We start from the raw sequence: 17,825 nt of genomic DNA, 5'->3' as shown, positions 1-17,825 counted from the left end.
CCGTCCCGGCCACTATCTCGAACGGAGAACAGAAGACGCATGAACGGCGAATGGGCTCACGATGGAAAAATGTCGCGGCGCGGTTTCCTGGGGGCGGCGGCGGCCGGTGTTGCCGTGGCGCTCGGCGGTGGGCTGACCTATGCCGATGCGGCAGCGGCTTCCGTGCCGCGGCGTGGCGGCCGTCTGCGCATCGCGTGGTCGCAGCAGAGCATCAACGACACCCTCAATCCCTTGAGGATGAACCAGAACCTCGACTTTCTGCGCGTCTATTCGCTGATGAGTCCGCTCGTGAAGTGGGACAGGCAGTTCCAGGCATCGCCCGATCTTGCCGTCGAGTGGAACCCGAATGCCGACATGTCGGTCTGGTCGTTCCGGTTGAGACAAGGCGTGGTGTTCCAGAACGGCAAGCCGCTGGTTCCGGAGGACGTGGTCTATTCGCTCAATCTTCATCGGCAGCCGGGTTCCGTGTCGATGGTGCGCTCGTATTTCTCGGACGTCACCGATATCCGCAAGGACGGAGTGGATCGGGTCGTCGTGACGCTGAAGGCGCCTAACGCCGACTTTCCCGTGCTGCTCGGTGATCCGCATACGGTCATCGTTCCCGAGGGATTTGCCAACTGGGATCGTCCGGTCGGCACCGGCCCGTTCGAACTCGTCGAGTTCAGACCCGGTATCGGCATGGTGGCGCGCCGGTTTGCCAATCACTACAAGGCCGATACCGTTTATGTGGACGAGGTCGAAACGTTCGGCATTTCGGATACCGGCGCCCGCATGGACGCGCTGATTTCGGGGGACGCGCATTACATCAACCGGGTTGACGCACGTACCGCCACGTTGCTCGACCGGAACCCTCGCGCAAAGCTGGTCGATTCCAAGGCATCGCGAAAGCTCTGCATCAACACGATGGCCAATGGCGCGCCGTTCAGCGATATCAATCTGCGCACCGCGATCAAGTATGCGGTCGATCGCGCGGAGATGGTCAAGCGCGTACTGAACGGATACGGGCAGGTTGCCAATGATCTTCCGATCGGACCCAGGGACCGATATTACGACCATGATCTGCCGCAACGCGAGTTCGATCTGGACAAGGCCCGGTTCTACTACAGAAAGTCGGGATTTAGCGGGCAGCTCAACCTGTTCACGTCGGACGTCAATTACGGCGCGCCCGCGACGGATTTTGCGCTGGAACTGCAGGAAACCGCGGGCCGGGTCGGGATACCGATCAACCTCACGCGCTTGCCGGCGGAAGGCTATTACGCACAGGTCAGCGGAAAGAAGGCGTTTAACGTGACCAACTGGTTTCCGCGTGCAACGCTGGATCTGGAACTACGCAGTGTCAGCCTGTCGAATTCGCCGCAGCCGGAGACCGGCTACCGGAATCCGAAACTGGATGCCCTGGCGCTGGAGGCACGGCGCACGCCGGATGGACCCAAACGGGCCGAACTGTATGCGCAGGTGCAGAAGATTCTGTGGGACGCGGACGGCAGAACCATTCCGGTATTCGTGGATTTTCTCGACGGACGCGCCGCGAACGTGCAAGGCGTCGTTCCCCATCCTTTTTCGGAAGCCGCCGGGTTGCGACTGTGCGAAGAAGTATGGCTTGCCTAGGAGACCGATGGATTTCCGCCTTTTCCGCATCGCTCTGTAAAGGGCGATGGCCGTACGCACATGAACCTTGGGGATGAGCATGGCCTTTCTTGTCATTGTCGATCATTTCTGTCATCCGGGCCGCGAGGCCGATGCCGTCGAGCGCATCGAGCGCAACGGCAAGTTGATGGCGCAGGTCGATGGATTCCTGTTCCGCTACCGGACATCGGACCCGAAAGATGCGTCGGCGATCACGACGGTGACGGGCTGGGAAACGGAGTCGGCCTATCGGGCCTGGCTTGAGTTGAAGCCCGGCGATGCCGCCACGCCGTCGCCTTACCGGCACTTCGTCAGCCGCGGGCTTTTCGTGGAATCGGCCTGCATCGCCGGGAACGGTCGCAGTACCTGATTCGGCTCGGCATTGCATTCATGCGTCTATTTATTTGCGCTCATTAAATCGTATTACTAAATGATTTGGCTGGATGAAATTCGGTCGAACTACAACGATGAGGGGAAGATGAAGAAAATCATGTTCGGAACCGCGCTCGCATGCCTGCTCTCGCAGCATGCTTACGCACAAAGTACCGTCACGCTGTATGGCCTTATCGAAACCGGCATCGATTATGTGAACAACAGTGGTGGCAAATCTCTCGTCGCCATGCGCGACGGCGTGTCGACGGGGATTTCCGGAAGCCGGTGGGGGCTGATCGGCAGCGAGGATCTGGGCGGTGGCCTGAAGACGATCTTCAAGCTGGAAAGCGGATTCAACGTTACCAACGGAACCTTGGGGCAGGGCGGCCTTGCTTTTGGCCGAACCGCCTATGTCGGGATCACCAGCAATCGCTTTGGCACCGTCACGCTCGGGCGACAGTATGATTCGATCGTCGATTACCTGCAGTTCGCCGGCGACGGAAACCAGTGGGGCGGAATGGCGACGCACGGTAGCGGCGACATGGACAATATCGGCAACACGGTACGAACGAATAACAGCATCAAATACGCGAGCGGTGACGTTTATGGATTCAGGTTCGGCGGCGTGTACGGATTCAGTTCGCCCACCGCATATGACCAGGTCGGCACGACAGGCGTTTTGAGCGCGGGCGTGAACTACATTTATGGTCCGCTCAAACTCGGCGTGGCCTACTTCCATGCAAAAGATCCGGCGGACCAGTTCGCCGATGGGCATTACGTTGCCAACACGACGGGTTCGGCCATCGGTGCTACCGGCCCATGGAGCTACGTGGGACATCCGAAAGACGTGCAAACGTATGGGGCCGGTGCGACCTACCAGGTGGGTAATGGTGTCATCGGGGCGCTCTATACGCGTATCCTGTTTAGCCAGGCAAACGGCACCAAAAGCGATGTGAGCTTCGAGTTTTACAACGTGTCGTATACGTACTTCGTCAGGCCCGCGTTGAAGCTGGGCGCGGGGTATCTCTACACGATCGGGCACGTGGATTATTCGGGCGCGGTTCCGAAGTACCATCGCGTCATTGTCGGTGCGGACTACAGTTTGTCGAAGCGCACGGAAGTGTACGGGGTCGTCGCATTGCAGCTGGCGAGCGGCGATGCGAAGGGCGCGGACCTTTATCAGGGCGTGGTCGGCAATATGTCGACTACGAACCGGCAATTAGCTGCGCGTGTGGCGATTATTCATCGATTCTAGGTGGAGGGCGCGTTCGGCTCTACGATATGGCAGGCCGGAGATGGCGGTCAGGGGTGCGAACCGCCGTCGTTTTCCGCACCCGACCGATCCGCCTACCCAACCGTCTGATTTTCCGCAACCACCTTTGACTTCGCGCCCTCCGGTTTCCTGTCGATCCAGTTTGCCAGCCTGTCGAACCAGAGGTGGACGACCGGCGTGGTGAAGAGCGTCAGCATTTGCGAGAATACCAGGCCGCCGACGATCGCAATCCCCAGGGGGACGCGCAATTCGGCGCCTGCACCCTGTCCCAGCGCCAGCGGCAAGGCGCCGAACAGGGCCGCCAGCGTCGTCATCATGATCGGGCGAAAGCGCTGCACGCAGGCCTGGCGGATCGCGGCCGTGGGCGGCAGGCCTTGTTCCCGCTCGGCCACCAGTGCAAAGTCGATCATCATGATCGCGTTCTTCTTGACGATGCCGATCAGCAAAACGATGCCCACCATCGCCATGATCGAGAGATCCTGGCCGCACAACATCAGCGTACACAGCGCCCCCACGCCGGCGGACGGTAGCGTCGAGATGATGGTCAAGGGGTGGATCGCGCTTTCGTAAAGTATGCCCAGCACCAGATAGACGACGACCAGCGCCCCCAGGATCAGATACGGCTCGCTATGCAGCGATGCCTGGAAAGCCTGGGCCGTCCCCTGGAAGGTTCCGATAACGGCATCGGGCTTGTGCACGGCAACCTCGGCGCGGCGGATGGCCGTGATGGCGGCACCCAGAGCCTGCCCGGGCGCCAGATTGAACGAAATGGTCACTGCCGGGGACAAGCCTTGATGGTTCACGGAAACAGGCGATACGCCGTTGGCGAGCGTCACCAGTGTGTTCAACGGCACCAGTTGGCTGGTCAGGGGCGAGCGCACGTAAAGGTGGGCCAGCGCTTCCGTCGTCAACTGGAATTTCGGGTCGACTTCCTCGATGACGTGATACTGGTCCGATTGCGTATAGAGCGTCGCAATCTGGCGCTGGCCGAACGCGTCGTACAGCGTATCGTCGATGGCCTGCGCGGTAATGCCGAAACGCGAGGCCGTGTCACGATCGATGACCAGCGTGGCGCTGGTGGCCGAAGCCTGTTGATCGGACGTGACGTCGGCCAGTTCCGGCAGGGTGGAGAGGCGCTGGGTCAGCACCTGCGACCAGTGGTTCAATTCATTGACGTCGGGACATTGCAAGGTGTACTGATATTGTGCCGCGCTTGCGCGGGCGCCAACCTGAATGTCTTGCCGAACCCGCATCGTGACCGAAACACCGATCACCGTCGCGAGTTTGGGCTTGAGCCGGCGCAGCACCTGGGCGGCGGTGACCGTGCGCTGATTGACGGGTTTCAGGTTGATCATCATGTGGCCTTCGCTCACCGTAGGATCCGCCGAGATCCAGTAGTAGACGTTATCGACCGCCGGGTCGGCTTCGATGATATGGCCGAGTTGCTGGATCTTGACGGCCATCGCCTGCGGCGAGATGTCCGTCGCGGCTTCCGGTGTCGCCTGGATCAGGCCCGAATCTTCCTCGGGAAAGAACCCCTTCGGGATCAGCACGAACAACGCCCCGGTCGCGATCACGGTCGCAATCGTCACGCCGAGCATCGTTTTCTGGTGCCGCAAGACCCAGTCGAGTCCGCGCTCATAGCGCCGCTCCATCGCGACGAAGGCGATTTCCAGCCCCCGCACGAGCCGGCTCTCGCGAAGCCGATCGCCGTTGGGCTTGCGAATCAGCCAGCCGCACAACATGGGGGTGACGGTGAGCGATACGAAGCACGACATGACGACCGCGGCACTGACCGTAATCGCGAATTCGCGGAACAGACGCCCGACGATGCCGCCCATCAGCAGAATCGGGATGAATACCGCAATCAGCGAAATGGTCATCGAGATGACGGTAAAGCGCACCTCGCGCACACCGAGCAGCGCGGCACGCATGCGCGGCACGCCGGCTTCGATATGCCGCATCACGTTCTCGATCACCACGATCGCATCGTCGACCACAAAGCCCACGGCAATCGTGAGCCCCATCAGCGACAGGTTGTTCAGGCTAAAGCCCAGCAGATACATCAAGGCAAAGGTGGCAACCAGCGACAGCGGAATCGTCAGGCTCGGAATCACGGTCGCCCACAGATTGCGCACGAACGCGAAAATCACCATGACGACCAGGGCGACCGTCAACATCAGCGTGAATTGCACGTCGTGCAGCGAGGTCGTGATCGTCTGCGTGCGGTCCCCGACGACATGGACATGGGCCGCCGTGGGGAGCGAGGCTTCCAGCGCCGGCAAATGAGACTCGATGTTGCGGATGGTGTCGACGACGTTGTAGCCGGGCTGCTTATGGATATCGATGATGATGGCGCGCTCGTGCTGCAACCACGCGGCCTGGTGCGTGTCCTCGGAGGCGTCGATCACGGTGCCGAGGTCCTCGAGGCGCACGGGCGCGCCGTTCTTGTAGGCGACGACGAGGCCGCGATACTCGGCCGCCGTCGTGAGCTGATCGGTGGCGTTGAACACGACCGAGCGGTCCGGGCCGTTCAGGCTGCCTTTGGGCGCGTTGACGGTTTGCACGCCGACAATCGAGCGCACGTCCTCGAGCGTCAGGCCGCGTGCGGCGAGCTTGTCGGGATCGACACGGATGCGCACCGCGGGGCGTTGTTGTCCGTTGAAATCGACGAGACCGACACCCGGCATCTGCGAGATTTGCTGGGCAAGAAAGTCTTCCGCGTAGCGGTCGAGTTCGGTGAGCGGGAGCGACGGCGAGGTCACCGCCAGCGAGAGCAGCGTGAAATTGGCGGGATTGACCTTCTCGTAAGTCGGCGGGTTGGGCAGGTTCTTGGGCAGTACGCCGCCCGCTGCATTGATGGCGGTTTGCACGTCCTGCGCGGCACCGTCGATATTGCGTGACAGGTCGAACTGGACCGTGATCGACGTCGTCCCGAGCGAACTGGACGAGGTCATTTCGGTGATGCCCGCAATATTCGACAATTGCCATTCGAGCGGCGAGGCGACCGAACTCGCCATGGTCTCCGCGCTCGCGCCGGGCAGTTGGGCGGAAATCTGGATCGTCGGAAAATCGATCTGGGGCAGTGACGCGACAGGCAGCAGCCAATAGGCGACGACGCCCGCCAGCAGCACGCCGAGCGCTAGGAAGCCGGTGGCGATGCGCCGTTGGATGAAAAATTCGAGCAGGCTCATGAGGCGCTGTCTTATTGAATGGAGGTGACAGAGGGGACAGCTGCGGGCTGCGCAGTCGTCGCGACGATGTTGGCAGCCGCCTGCGTGCCGGGATCGAGCCGGCTTTGTCCGTCGAACACGATCAGATCGGCGGTGTCGATACCGGCGTCGATCTCGGTCATGCCGTCGACGCTGTTGCCGGTTTTCACCGGTCTCAGTTGCGCCCGGCCGTTCTTATCGAGGACATAAAGCTGCGTGCCGGACTGACTGTTGACGATCGCGCGGTCCGGTACCGCAACACGCTGGCGGTCGGTGTGCAACAGGATCTGTGCATTCACCAGTTCGCCGGGCCACAGCTTGCGGTCCTGGTTGGTGAACGATGCCTTCAGCCTGATCTGGCCCGTCGTCGGATCGACGTGGCTGTCGATGAAGACCAGCGAGCCTTGCGCCAGAACGGCGTCGCCGGTACGCGGCGTGACGTTGACCGGCAACGCGCTGCCGGCCTGTTTCGCGAGCAGCTCGGGAAGCACGTCCTGCGGGACCGAGAACGCCACCGTGATCGGTTCCATCTGGGTGACCGTCGCAATGCCGTTGGCATCGGTCGGATGGACCACCTGGCCGATGTCGGCTTCGCGCACACCGACACGCCCCGCGAACGGTGCGCGCAGCGTCGTGAAACCGAGCTGCAGCTGGTCGCTTTGCACCAGCGCCGCGTCGGCCGCGACCGTCGCGGCGAGCGATTCGACCTGGGCACGCGCGGTATCGACGCCTTGCGAGGTCGCCGCACCCATGCCGACAAGCTTGCTGTAGCGTTCGAGGTCGAGCCGCGCATTGTTCAGGCTCGCCTGGTCTTTGCGCTGCGCCGCTTCGGCCTGGTGGAGTTGCGCCGTCAGCGGCCCCTGGTCGAGTTGTGCGAGAAGCTGGCCAGCGCGGACGTCCTGGCCTTCGTTAAAGGCAATGCGCTGCACCTGCCCGTCGACACGGACCTTGACATCGACCGTGTTGAGCGCCTCGACCGTACCGACCGATGCGACCCTGATCGGGAAATCCATCAGCACCGCATGGCCGGCATCGACGGGCACCGCCGCAGCCGCGGCACTGGCCGCGTGTTTCGGCCACACCCACCAGGCCAGTACCAGCGCCAGCGCGACGCCACCGGTCCAGGCGAACAAAGGGCGGCGCGTGCGCCGCTGCGGCGACGCCAAGAAATCTTCCCGGAGGTTCATTAGGGGTTCGAAATTCAATGAGAGATGGAGGATGAAATTGCAGCCACAGGCGTGGGCGTATCGGTGGTCATTCCGGCACCGCCGCCGAAGGCCCGAAATACGCTCACCGATGCCTGCAAACGTTGCAGGCGTGCCTGCGCGAGCGCGTCCTGGGCTTGATAACGGGTCCGTTGTGCATCGAGCACGCTCAGGAAGTCGATCGTGCCGCCCTGGAATTGCGCCTCGGCGAGTGCCGCGGCGTGGGTCGCCGCGTCGGCGGCGGCGCGCTCCGCCGTTTCCGCCAAGGCGCCCTGCTGCTGCGCCGTCAGAGAATCCTCGACATCCTGCAAGGCGGAGACGACGGTCTGACGATAGTCGGCGGTCGCTTTCGCGAACCCGGCCTGATTCGCGTGCAACTGCCCGCGCAATGCGCCGCCATCCAGAAGCGGTGCAGCGAGCGTTGCCGCGAGACTGCTGAACGGGCTCGAGAGAAAACGCGTGAGCGTATTGCTGCTCAGGCCACCGTCCGCGGTCAGCACCAGATTCGGCAGGAAGGCCGCGCGCGCCGCGCCCACGCTGTAGTTTTGCGACTGCAACTGGGCTTCCTTCGAGCGGATATCCGGGCGCGTTTCGAGCAAGGTCGCCGGCAAATTCGGGAGCGGCTGCGGAATCGGAATATCGTCGATCTGTGCCGCGCCGAGCATGAACTGCTCGGGTGCCACGCCTTCCAGCGTGGCAAGCAGATGCATGCTTTGCTCGAGTTGCTGCAGCAGCGCGGGTATCGCGGCCTGGAACGTCGCCAGCGCATTGCGCTGCTGCTCGACCTGAAGTTGCGTTGCGACGCCGGCCTGCTGTTGGGCCAGCAGCAAGTCGAGAATATGCCTGGCATTACTCTCGATGGCATGCGCCAGGCTCAGCCGCTGCCGCAAGCTCTGGATCTGGAAATAGGTATCGGTAACCGACGCGGTCAACGTCAATGCCACGGTGTCGCGATCAAATTCGGAGGCCCGCGCGAGCAGCCGTGCGGCGTCGGCATTGGCCGAATTGAGTCCCCAGAAGTCGATCTCGTAGCTGGCTTCGGCAAACAGGCTCTGGCCATTGTTCGACGAATTCGGACTGGTGGGGCCGGAGGCGTTGGTGCGCTGGTGAGTACGAGCGAACGTGCCGCCTGCCGAGAGGGTCGGGTAGAGCGGCGCACCGGCCCTCTCGGCGTTGGCGCGGGCCAGGTTCACGCTCGCCACGGCCGAGGCGAGCGAAAAATTGTTCTGCAGGCTGCGTTCGACCAACTCGTTGAGTTGCGGGTCCTGATAGTTTCGCCACCATGCGCTCCTGACCGTGACCGCATCGGCAAGCGATGACCGGGCCGCGCCGTCCCAGCTTTGCGCCATCGGCGTGTCGGGACGCCGATAGGTCGGCACGAGCGTGCAAGCCGTCAGCAAACCCAGCAACAGCGGCGCCAAGGCATAGGCGGAAGACGCACGAATCCATCCCGGAAGGGAGCGGCGATGGGTACCACCAATGGGCACAACGGGGTGTTGCTCGGACATATCGATGCGTCTTCTGCTAACTGAATGTCGCGCGCGGAGTGAGCCGGTTCTGGCTGGTCTTTTGCGCAATGATAAAAATAGCCGCGGCGCCAGCGATGTGATGGCGAATATGAGCACGCAGTGGATTGACTACGCTGCGATCAAGGCTCAACTCGAATGGCAGGGGCGAGCTTTCGTGCGCTCATGTGAGCGGCAACAGATAGTGAGCCTGGGATGTGAATCTGTCGGGACTCGAAAATTACAAGATTGACAGAGCCGTTCTTCTGGAACAGGGGAGCAGTGAACGATCTGGTTAGTATGAAGAAAGCGCTGAAGAAAGCGCTGAAGAAAGCGATGTGTCTGATCTTAACCACATAGGGCTTCTGATTAATTAGTTAGCCTGAAATTTCCTCTTTTTGGTTCCGGATCCCCATGCGAGCCACCGCGCCTGAAGTGTGGCGCGATGACCGGCGGCCGCCGTCATCCGGCGTCGGGGCACGGCACCCTTGCCCCGGTCTTTGCAAAAGAGTTCCGTCGAACTTGTAATTTTCGAGTCCCGACAGATTCACATGCAAAGCTCATGATCTGCCACGGTTATGTGAACGGACGGAAGTCGGCTCCTGGCGATTGCGTTGCGCTGCCGAACGCCTCATCGGTACTTGAGGCCGATCCAGAGCACTTTACGACGGGCACATTTTCAATCGGGATGCGGATACCGCGACAGGGCATGCCACGTCGGGATCCGTAAAACATTGCGCCGCGGCAGTCGACGATTCTGTCGCCCGTTGTGCGGCAGACAGATACGTTGCGAGATTAGTAAATTGAAACTCAATCAGGCTCTCAGTGGCACAGCAGTCGCGCTTACCTTCTTGTTGGGACCGGCAGTCCATGCCGCGACGCCCGACGAGCCGGTCAAGCTGATCAAGACTATTCCGCTGCCCGACATCAACGACGGCGATTTCGACCATTTTGCCGTCGACCTCAAGCGCAACCGCCTCTACGTCTCGGTGGAAAACCACCATTCGATCGACGTGTTCAACCTCAAGACCGGTGAGCATCTGATGAGCGGCGGCCCGGTCACCACGCCTCATTCGCTCGCTCTTAACGTCGAGAAAAACGAGCTGTTCGTGGCCGACGGCGGTGACAAGGCGGTCAAGGTTCTCGACGGGTCGGATCTGCACCTGATCAAGCGGATCGATATCGACGGCACACCGGATTCCGCCGGCTATGACCCGAAGACCCGGGATTTCTATCTCGTTGCCAGCGAGCCGGACGAGCACCCTACTCATTCGACGATTCACATTATCTCGACCGAAGACCTCAAGACCAAGGGTGAGATCCCCATCGAGTCGGGCAGTCTCCATTCGCTGACGATCGACCAGGCTACCCGCCGCATGTTCGTGAATATCCGCGACAAGTCCACGATCGGCATCATCGATATGAACAGGAATGCTCTCGTGCAAACCTGGTCGGTACCGGGCCTCACGCTGAACACGCCGATGGCATTCGACGCCAAAAACCACCGGTTGTTCGTGGCCGACAAGAAGCCGGGCAAGCTGTTCGTTCTCAACTCCGACACCGGCGCGACGATCGCGACCTACGGCTGCGCGGAAGGGGGCGACGACATGACGTACGACGCACGGACGAAGCGCATCTATGTGAGCGCGGCCCAGGGCCTGACGGCCTATCAGCAGGACGACGCCGACCACTACCACGAAATTGCGCGGATCGATACGCATGGCGGCAAGACCTCGGTTCTCGTCCCGAGCCTGGATCAGCTTTATGTTCCGCATACCCGGACCTCGGCTCCCGAGGCCGGTCTCGAGATATACAAAGTCAAGGGTTGATCTCCCGTAACGCCTCAGTGCATCAAAGAGGCAGAAGGCGGGGGGAGTTCCTCCCGCCGATCAGGATAGCTAAATTCATACGAATACCTGTCACCTGCGAATAATGCGTGGTTTTTAACATGGCACCCTCAATCAATTTCGGACCCCGATTCAGTACTGGAAAGCAAGGGCATAACAAGATGCAACAGCTACTTTCGCCGTTCCGCATGAAACCGTTGACGCAGTGCGTTCTGGCCGCACTGTGCATGTCCGGTATCCAGTTCGCTCATGCGCAGGAGGCGGGCGATCTCGGCTCCGTGCAGAGCACCGCCACATCGTCGTCTCCGGCCAATGCGCCGACCGGCTCGAAAAACGTGCAGACCGCGCCCGCGCAAGCGCCGACGCAAGGCTCGCTCACGGCCACCGAGCCGCAGTCGACGATCAGCCATCACTACATCCAGAACAGCACCGCGCCGACCGAGAACTACAGCGACATCATGAACATCGCGCCGAGCGTCTCGAGCATCTCGCCGAACGGTCCCGGCTTGATGGAGTCGCCCACCATGTCTATCCGCGGTTTTCAGGACGGGCAGTACAACGTGACGTTCGACGGGATACCGTTTGGCGATGCGAACAACTTCACGCATCACTCGACGTCGTTTTTCTCGTCGCAGGCGATTAACCGCCTCACCGTCGATCGTGGCCCGGGCGACGCTTCGCAAATCGGCTTCGCCACGTTCGGCGGCACGATCGCGATGGAGTCGTTGATCCCGTCGATGACCCCGTCGGCCGCTCTGCTCGGCACGTATGGCAGCTACAACACCTGGCTCGCCGGCGCCGAGCTCAACACGGGCGATCTGCAGCAGCTGGGCGACGCGCGCGCGACGTTCGGCTACACGCAAAGCAGCAGCGACGGTTATCTGACCGGCGCCTCCCAGCGTCGCGAGAACGCCTACTTCAAATTCGAGAAGCCGCTTGGCGACTCGACGGTGCTCACCCTGTTCGGCACCTATAACAAGATTCATCAGAACACGCCGTATGGCTCCTCCGCGGCCCAGATTGCGGAGTTCGGTCCTAACTATGGCCTCTCCAGCAACCCGCTGAGCCAGGCGTATTCGGGCTATAACTACGACCTGGTCAATACGGACTTCGAGTACATCGGCGTCCAGACGAAGGTCGCGCAGTGGGCGATCGACAACAAGCTTTATACCTACGGGTACTACCACACCGGCTTCCAGGGTGTGTCGCCGAACAGCAGCTTGCCGTACAACGCATTTTCGACGAAGGGCCCGTACCTCCCCGCCGGCAACGTTGCCGGCCAGGAGCAGGAAAGCGACTACCGGGCCTGGGGCGACGTGGTGCGCGCGCAAAGAGACATCGGCCCCGGTTCGCTCGAGTTCGGCGCCTGGTTCGCTTACCAGACCAACTTCCGCGACCGGGTCGAAGCCAACGCCACCCAGAACTTCGCGTTCGTGGCGCCGATGTTTTCGATGACCAACACGCTGACCACTTTCCAGCCGTACATCCAGTACGCCTGGAAGCTGCCGTACGGCTTCACGGTCACCCCCGGCGTGAAATACGCGCTGTTCCGCCGCGACCTCTATTCGGCCATGAACCAGGGCTCGGGCCTGCCGGCCGACTACGGCCAGACCTGGACGAAGGTGCTGCCCTCGCTGCAGATCCACGAGAAGATCAATTCGAACTGGAGCGCCTACGCCCAGTATGCACAAGGCTTTCTCGCGCCCAATCTGAATACGTTCAACATTCCTAACCTGACGGCCAACAGCCAGCCTGACCCCCAGCGAACGGACAACTATCAGATCGGCACCACCTATAAGACCGACCGCCTGACGGCTTCCGTCGACCTGTACTACATCAAGTTCGCCAATGAAATCACGAGCGTGAACATCGGCGGCAACACGTTCTACTCGAATGCCGGCGCGGCGACCTACAAGGGCATCGAAACGGAAGCGACGTACTACGCGGGGCTCGGCTTCAGCCTGTACGGAAACCTGACGTTCAACTCGGCGAAGCAGCACAGCGACAACTCCTGGATGCCGTTCACGCCGAACAAGACAGCGGCAGCAGGCCTGCTCTATGAACGCGGACCGCTGACCGGCTCGTTGATCACGAAGTTCATCGGCCGGCAGTACGGCACCACGGGCAACCAGATCCCGATCGGCGGCTTTGCCCAGACCGATCTCTCCGTGGGCTACACGTTCAAGCCCGCCACATCGATGGTCCACGACGTGCGCGTGGGCCTGCAACTCGACAACCTCTTTAACCGCACGGGTATCAACGGGTTCTTCGGTTTCGGCGCAGACGCTGCCAAGACCCCGCTCTACTGGACGCAGGCCGGACGCTCGGTGTTCGGCACGGTTCAGGTCGATTTCTAATTTCAGGCGAACATATCCATGAACATCACTCAATTCACTCACTTCGCGAACGATTCGGGCGGCGTACTTTACGTCATCGTCTTCATGTTGTTCGTTGCACTGACCGTCATCATCGAGCGGTTGTCGTTCCTGCACCGCGCGATGGGCAGCACCCGGGCGGCGCTCGAGCGCATCGACACCCTCGGCGCGCTCGATACGTCGAAGCTCACGACTTGCGCGGCGCAATTCTCCGGTCTGCCGGTCGAACGCGTGCTGACCACCGCGGCCCACCTCGCGAACCGTGCGTCGCGCGAAGACCTCGACGCGTCACTCGAAGAGACGATCATGCGCGAAGCACCGCGCGTCGACCGCTTCCTGTGGGTGCTCGACACCGTCGTCACGCTGGCGCCGCTGCTCGGCCTGTTCGGCACCATCGTCGGCATGTTCAACGCGTTCCAGGTGCTGTCGAACCCGGGCAATGCGCCGACCCAGGTCACGGGCGGCGTCGCCGAGGCGTTGGTGGCGACGGCTTCGGGCCTGTTCGTGGCGATGATCGGCCTGGTGTTCTTCAATGGTCTGGAGAAACGCGTGCGCACGCTGATGCATCAACTCGAAACGCTGAAGGCCGCGCTGGTTAACCGGCTTACAGGCGTGCCGCGCGAGGTGCAGAAGGAAGTGCGCGAAGTGCCGGATGCCGGTGTCGTTAAACTCGCACCCCAAAGGACGTGATGATGAAGTACTTCGAAGCCCGCAAGGCGCGCATCGAGATCATCCCGATGATCGACATCATGTTCTTTCTACTGGTGTTCTTCATCATGATTACGCTGCACATGATTCCGAACGCAGGGCTGCGCACGCAGTTACCCGCAAGTTCGAGCACGCAGGAACTGCCGCCGGCGAAAGTGACGGTGACGTTGGCCGAAGACGGCACGCTATCGGTCGATGGCCGCACGATGGCGCTGGGCGAACTGACCGCCATGCTGCAGGCACGCCCCGATGCAGCGCACACGGCCGTGACGATCGTCGGTGCGAAGGGTGCCCGGATTCAGCAGCTCGTTTCGTTGATGGATGCCTGCCGCGCGGCCGGCATCTCGCAGATTTCCATGGCCACGCAACCCGCGTCGAAGTGATATGGCGACCGTACCCGAACTGAGCGTAACGTCGAGCAAGGCGCCTCGTGCGCACCTCGACCTCCATCGCGCCGCCCCCCTCGCGCTCCTCGTCGAGGCGTTAGTGCTGGCAGGCGCATTCGGACTGCTTGCGAAAAAGGCTCCACCACCACCGCCGCCGCTGCCCGCCGTCACGTTGCTGGCGCTCGCGCCGGTAGCGGCACCGGTGGCGCCGCCCGCGCCGGCACCCAAGCCGCCCGAGCCCGTGCCTGTCGCGAAGCCGATTGCGCCTCCACGGCACTCGCCCGTGCCCGTGCATCACGCTGCCCCGTTGCAGCCGGCGACTCCGGCTACCCCGCCGGCCCCGCCGCCGACTGCTCAGCCCAGCGAACCGGCTACCGATCCGGCTCCTCCAGCGCCGCCACCACCACCGCCCGCACCGTCCGCGGGCGCGGTGAATCCGAGCTTCGATGCCGCGTTGCGGGCCGCGGTCCAATCCGCGTTGCGCTACCCGGAGTCTGCTCGCATGGCCGGCGTGAGCGGCCGCACGCGCGTGGCTTTTACCTATCGCGATGGAGCGGTGTCGGATGTGCGGGTCGTCGTATCGAGCGGCGTCGGCCAGCTCGACCGCGCCGCGCTCGCGGCGGTACACGACGCCGCGTACCCCAAACCCGCACCTGAGCTCGCCGGCAAGACACTGTCGAAGCAACTGTGGGTGACGTTCGCTCTGGACGACGCGCAGTGAAATTGACTTGTTCGGTCGTTAGAATCACCCGGACATTTGCCCACGATTGTGACGAAAGCGGGCATCCGCGACGGTACGCCTTTCATGAATCCTGCTGCCAATAACCTATCTGGCCCCCATGTGCACGCGTCGCACATACTTGTTATCGAAGACGACAAGCCGACTTCCGACCAGATTACGCGCGCGCTCGAAGACTACGGCTTCTCGGTCGAACAGGCACTGACCGGCTGGCAAGGTCTGTCGCGGGCGCTCGCGCGGCGCTTCGATGCCATCGTGCTCGACATCATGCTGCCGGAAGTCGATGGTTTTTCCGTGTTGTCGACCTTGCGCAACCTCGGCCAACGTGTCCCGATCCTGCTGTTGAGCGCACTCGACGCGGTCGACACACGCGTGAAGGGTCTGCATGCCGGCGCGGACGATTATCTCGTGAAGCCATTTTATTTCGACGAACTGACGGCGCGTCTCAACGTGCTGCTACGCGGCCAGGCGGGCGGGCGCGACGACTCGACCCTGACGTTCGGCGACCTGACGCTCGACACGTTGACGGGCCACGCAACGCGGCGCGGCACCGTCATCAACCTCAAGCCGCGTGAAAGCAAGCTGCTCGCCTTTCTGATCCGGAATGCAGGAAACGTCGTCACGCGCAACATGCTGTTCGAGGCGGGCTGGAATTATCACGCGGATGTACAGAGCGACGTGATCGCCATCCATCTGACGCGCTTGCGTCGCAAGATCAGCCTCGACGGAAAGTTGCCGCAGCTGATTCACAACGTGCACGGCGCCGGGTGGGTTCTGCATGTATAAGCTGCGTTTGCTGTTTCGCCAGCCGTCGCCCTGGCTGTTGTTCTGCCTGCAGGTCGTGATTGCAATCGGCCTCTTTTCACTCCTGTGCTGGGTCACCATTCGGCATTCGATTGGGGAGATCGATGAGCATCTCTTTCTGAAAGTGGAGCAAATCCAGCATTTGCCGACGAACGAGATCCCGGCGCGTATTGCGATGTACACGTCGGAAGATCCTGAGAACAGACGGCCATTCGGCTATTTCGGCCCAGGCGGCGAGCATCTCGTCGGCGCCTTCGAGACGTTGCCGGGCGAGGTCGACGGCAAGCCGTTCGATTACATTGCGACCCTCGGGCACCATGCCGGCGCGGTGCAACGCCACTATCGCGGCGTCGTGGTGCGTTTGCCGTCCGGCGGCATTTTTGTCACCGCACGATCGACTGATGGAGAGAGGCACTTCGACAAGGTGTTGCTGCTGATCGCGGGGGGCAGTCTTGTCTTTACACTCGTCATCGGCATGGTCAGCGGTACGCTTCTGAACGCCGTGGCAGCCCGCCGCTTGCGCGATGTACGCCGGGCGACCCAGCGGATCGCGTCGGGCCGGCTCGATCATCGCCTGCCGTTGTCGGGCAGTGGGGACGACATCGACAAGATTACGGCCGTGGTGAATTCGATGCTCGACGAAGTCGAACGTCTGATTAGAGACATACAAGGCATCTGCGCCGGTATCGCACACGAAGTGCGCACGCCGATGACGCGCATGCGAGGCACTCTCGAAAGCACGCGCCGGCGCATCATGAGCGTCACCGAATACGAGCAGGTGATCGACACCGCACTCCAGCAGTCCGACATTGTCATGACGCGCTTCTCCGCTCTCCTGCGAATGGCGCAGATAGGCGAAGCAGCGGGCCTTGCCAGGAAGGGCCCGCTGAACTTGCAAGATGTCCTGAATGATGTCATCGACTTCTACGAAGCTCCCGCCGAGGACCTTTCAATTACGCTTGAGCTGTTGCCGTGCGTGCCGGTGATCGTCAACGGCGAGGCAGACCTGCTGTTTAGCGCATTCGGCAACCTGGTCGAGAACGCGCTGAAATTCACGCCGCCGGGCGGAGCTATCACCGTGGCGCTGCATCAGCGAGATGGCAAGGTAACCATCGAAGTCAGGGATACGGGCCCCGGCATTCCGGTTGCCGAACGAGACCTGGTGTTCCAGCCGTTCTATCGCGCTGAGCACCAGACCGGTACGACAACCGCCGGCAGTGGGATCGGACTGAGCCTCGTTGCGGCGATTGCGCGGCTGCATAACGCGCACGTCAGCGTTCGCGAGGGCGGCCCTGGGTGTTGCATCTCGATAGTGTTTGAGTCTGAGATGCCTGTTCGTCCGACGGGCGCATCGCGTGAGCAGGTCGATTCCGTGAAGCCGCGCTTCGCGTGACTTGGCAGGTCGCGTTCATTCGCGGACGTTGGTGGGGTGATGGAGGAGAGGGTGGCGCGAGAGCGGGCGATGGACGCCTGACGGATGGCGAAATTCAGTCTGCGCTAATCCACAATATCTCGCGGCAAATACCCATGAAGAAATGAAAAAGCCCGGTCAGCTTTCGCTGACCGGGCTTCGTAATTCTTGGTGGGGCGTGAGTGACTCGAACACTCGACCTACGGATTAAGAGTCCGCTGCTCTACCAACTGAGCTAACGCCCCCAACAGAAGCGAGATTATGCAGTAACTTTTTGAGATTGCCAAGCCCTTTTCGCAAATTTATTAAGAAATCACATCGCGTGGGCTGGAGTCTTCCCTCGACAAAGCCGCTGCCTTGAA

Annotated in this window: 13 protein-coding genes and 1 tRNA gene; 10 read left to right on the top strand and 4 right to left on the bottom strand. The window is 61.7% G+C overall.

Going from position 1 to position 17,825, the window contains the following annotated elements:
• Positions 1-39 precede the first annotated feature (39 nt).
• The 3 genes from GXB81_RS08310 to GXB81_RS08300 all read left to right on the top strand — a co-directional run bounded on the left by GXB81_RS08310 (position 40) and on the right by GXB81_RS08300 (position 3,253).
• A complete protein-coding gene (locus GXB81_RS08310) occupies positions 40-1,608 on the top strand; it encodes an ABC transporter substrate-binding protein (RefSeq protein ID WP_205988827.1) in 1,569 nt (522 codons plus the stop codon).
• A gap of 79 nt (positions 1,609-1,687) precedes the next feature.
• Positions 1,688-1,996, top strand: a complete 309-nt coding sequence (locus GXB81_RS08305; protein WP_167042065.1) for an antibiotic biosynthesis monooxygenase — start codon at positions 1,688-1,690, stop codon at positions 1,994-1,996.
• Positions 1,997-2,104: 108 nt separating this feature from the next.
• The gene (locus GXB81_RS08300; RefSeq protein WP_167042067.1) at positions 2,105-3,253 is read left to right on the top strand and encodes a porin; all 1,149 of its coding nucleotides are present in this window, start codon (positions 2,105-2,107) and stop codon (positions 3,251-3,253) included.
• A gap of 92 nt (positions 3,254-3,345) precedes the next feature.
• Here the strand turns inward: GXB81_RS08300 and GXB81_RS08295 are convergent, their stop codons facing one another.
• From GXB81_RS08295 to GXB81_RS08285, 3 genes are read right to left on the bottom strand one after another with little or no spacing between them, the layout of a single operon-like run.
• The gene (locus GXB81_RS08295; RefSeq protein WP_205988825.1) at positions 3,346-6,465 is read right to left on the bottom strand and encodes an efflux RND transporter permease subunit; all 3,120 of its coding nucleotides are present in this window, start codon (positions 6,463-6,465) and stop codon (positions 3,346-3,348) included.
• 11 nt (positions 6,466-6,476) lie between these two features.
• Complete coding sequence (locus GXB81_RS08290; RefSeq protein WP_167284495.1) at positions 6,477-7,688, bottom strand: efflux RND transporter periplasmic adaptor subunit; 1,212 nt, start codon at positions 7,686-7,688, stop codon at positions 6,477-6,479.
• Positions 7,685-9,109, bottom strand: coding sequence for an efflux transporter outer membrane subunit (locus GXB81_RS08285; protein WP_205988819.1), 1,425 nt, complete (start codon positions 9,107-9,109; stop codon positions 7,685-7,687). The genes GXB81_RS08290 and GXB81_RS08285 overlap by 4 nt, the downstream gene beginning before the upstream one ends.
• 887 nt (positions 9,110-9,996) lie before the next feature.
• Here GXB81_RS08285 and GXB81_RS08280 point away from each other — a divergent pair.
• The 7 genes from GXB81_RS08280 (at position 9,997) to GXB81_RS08250 (ending at position 17,445) form a co-directional block, all read left to right on the top strand.
• Positions 9,997-11,022, top strand: coding sequence for a hypothetical protein (locus tag GXB81_RS08280; RefSeq protein ID WP_205988817.1), 1,026 nt, complete (start codon positions 9,997-9,999; stop codon positions 11,020-11,022).
• 179 nt (positions 11,023-11,201) lie between these two features.
• A complete protein-coding gene (locus tag GXB81_RS08275) occupies positions 11,202-13,397 on the top strand; it encodes a TonB-dependent receptor (RefSeq protein ID WP_167042077.1) in 2,196 nt (731 codons plus the stop codon).
• A gap of 18 nt (positions 13,398-13,415) precedes the next feature.
• On the top strand, positions 13,416-14,105 hold the full coding sequence (locus GXB81_RS08270; protein WP_167042079.1) for a MotA/TolQ/ExbB proton channel family protein: 690 nt from the start codon (positions 13,416-13,418) through the stop codon (positions 14,103-14,105).
• Complete coding sequence (locus tag GXB81_RS08265) at positions 14,105-14,506, top strand: biopolymer transporter ExbD (RefSeq protein ID WP_240158933.1); 402 nt, start codon at positions 14,105-14,107, stop codon at positions 14,504-14,506. Before GXB81_RS08270 ends, GXB81_RS08265 begins: the two co-directional genes overlap by 1 nt.
• 433 nt (positions 14,507-14,939) lie before the next feature.
• Positions 14,940-15,230: a TonB family protein gene (locus GXB81_RS31880; protein WP_167284498.1), complete on the top strand. Its 291-nt coding sequence runs from the start codon at positions 14,940-14,942 to the stop codon at positions 15,228-15,230.
• Positions 15,231-15,350: 120 nt separating this feature from the next.
• Positions 15,351-16,034, top strand: a complete 684-nt coding sequence (locus tag GXB81_RS08255; protein WP_346777789.1) for a response regulator transcription factor — start codon at positions 15,351-15,353, stop codon at positions 16,032-16,034.
• The gene (locus GXB81_RS08250; RefSeq protein ID WP_205988815.1) at positions 16,027-17,445 is read left to right on the top strand and encodes a HAMP domain-containing sensor histidine kinase; all 1,419 of its coding nucleotides are present in this window, start codon (positions 16,027-16,029) and stop codon (positions 17,443-17,445) included. The genes GXB81_RS08255 and GXB81_RS08250 overlap by 8 nt, the downstream gene beginning before the upstream one ends.
• Positions 17,446-17,632: 187 nt before the next feature.
• Here the strand turns inward: GXB81_RS08250 and GXB81_RS08245 are convergent.
• Positions 17,633-17,708: transfer RNA gene (locus GXB81_RS08245), tRNA-Lys, on the bottom strand.
• Between the last annotated feature and the right edge of the window lie 117 nt (positions 17,709-17,825).

It is taken from the genome of Paraburkholderia sp. Ac-20336 (assembly GCF_017105025.1).
Classification (GTDB): domain Bacteria; phylum Pseudomonadota; class Gammaproteobacteria; order Burkholderiales; family Burkholderiaceae; genus Paraburkholderia.
The sequence above is the reverse complement of the archived record's forward strand: the minus strand, read 5'-3'. Positions and strand labels throughout refer to the sequence as shown.

What these genes read in the sequence shown, in the direction of transcription:
- GXB81_RS08310 (WP_205988827.1), top strand. Translation starts at nt 40, where the DNA reads ATGAACGGCGAATGGGCTCACGATGGAAAAATGTCGCGGCGCGGTTTC.
- GXB81_RS08305 (WP_167042065.1), top strand. Translation starts at nt 1,688, where the DNA reads ATGGCCTTTCTTGTCATTGTCGATCATTTCTGTCATCCGGGCCGCGAG.
- GXB81_RS08300 (WP_167042067.1), top strand. Translation starts at nt 2,105, where the DNA reads ATGAAGAAAATCATGTTCGGAACCGCGCTCGCATGCCTGCTCTCGCAG.
- GXB81_RS08295 (WP_205988825.1), bottom strand. Translation starts at nt 6,465, where the DNA reads ATGAGCCTGCTCGAATTTTTCATCCAACGGCGCATCGCCACCGGCTTC.
- GXB81_RS08275 (WP_167042077.1), top strand. Translation starts at nt 11,202, where the DNA reads ATGCAACAGCTACTTTCGCCGTTCCGCATGAAACCGTTGACGCAGTGC.
- GXB81_RS08270 (WP_167042079.1), top strand. Translation starts at nt 13,416, where the DNA reads ATGAACATCACTCAATTCACTCACTTCGCGAACGATTCGGGCGGCGTA.
- GXB81_RS08265 (WP_240158933.1), top strand. Translation starts at nt 14,105, where the DNA reads ATGATGAAGTACTTCGAAGCCCGCAAGGCGCGCATCGAGATCATCCCG.
- GXB81_RS08250 (WP_205988815.1), top strand. Translation starts at nt 16,027, where the DNA reads ATGTATAAGCTGCGTTTGCTGTTTCGCCAGCCGTCGCCCTGGCTGTTG.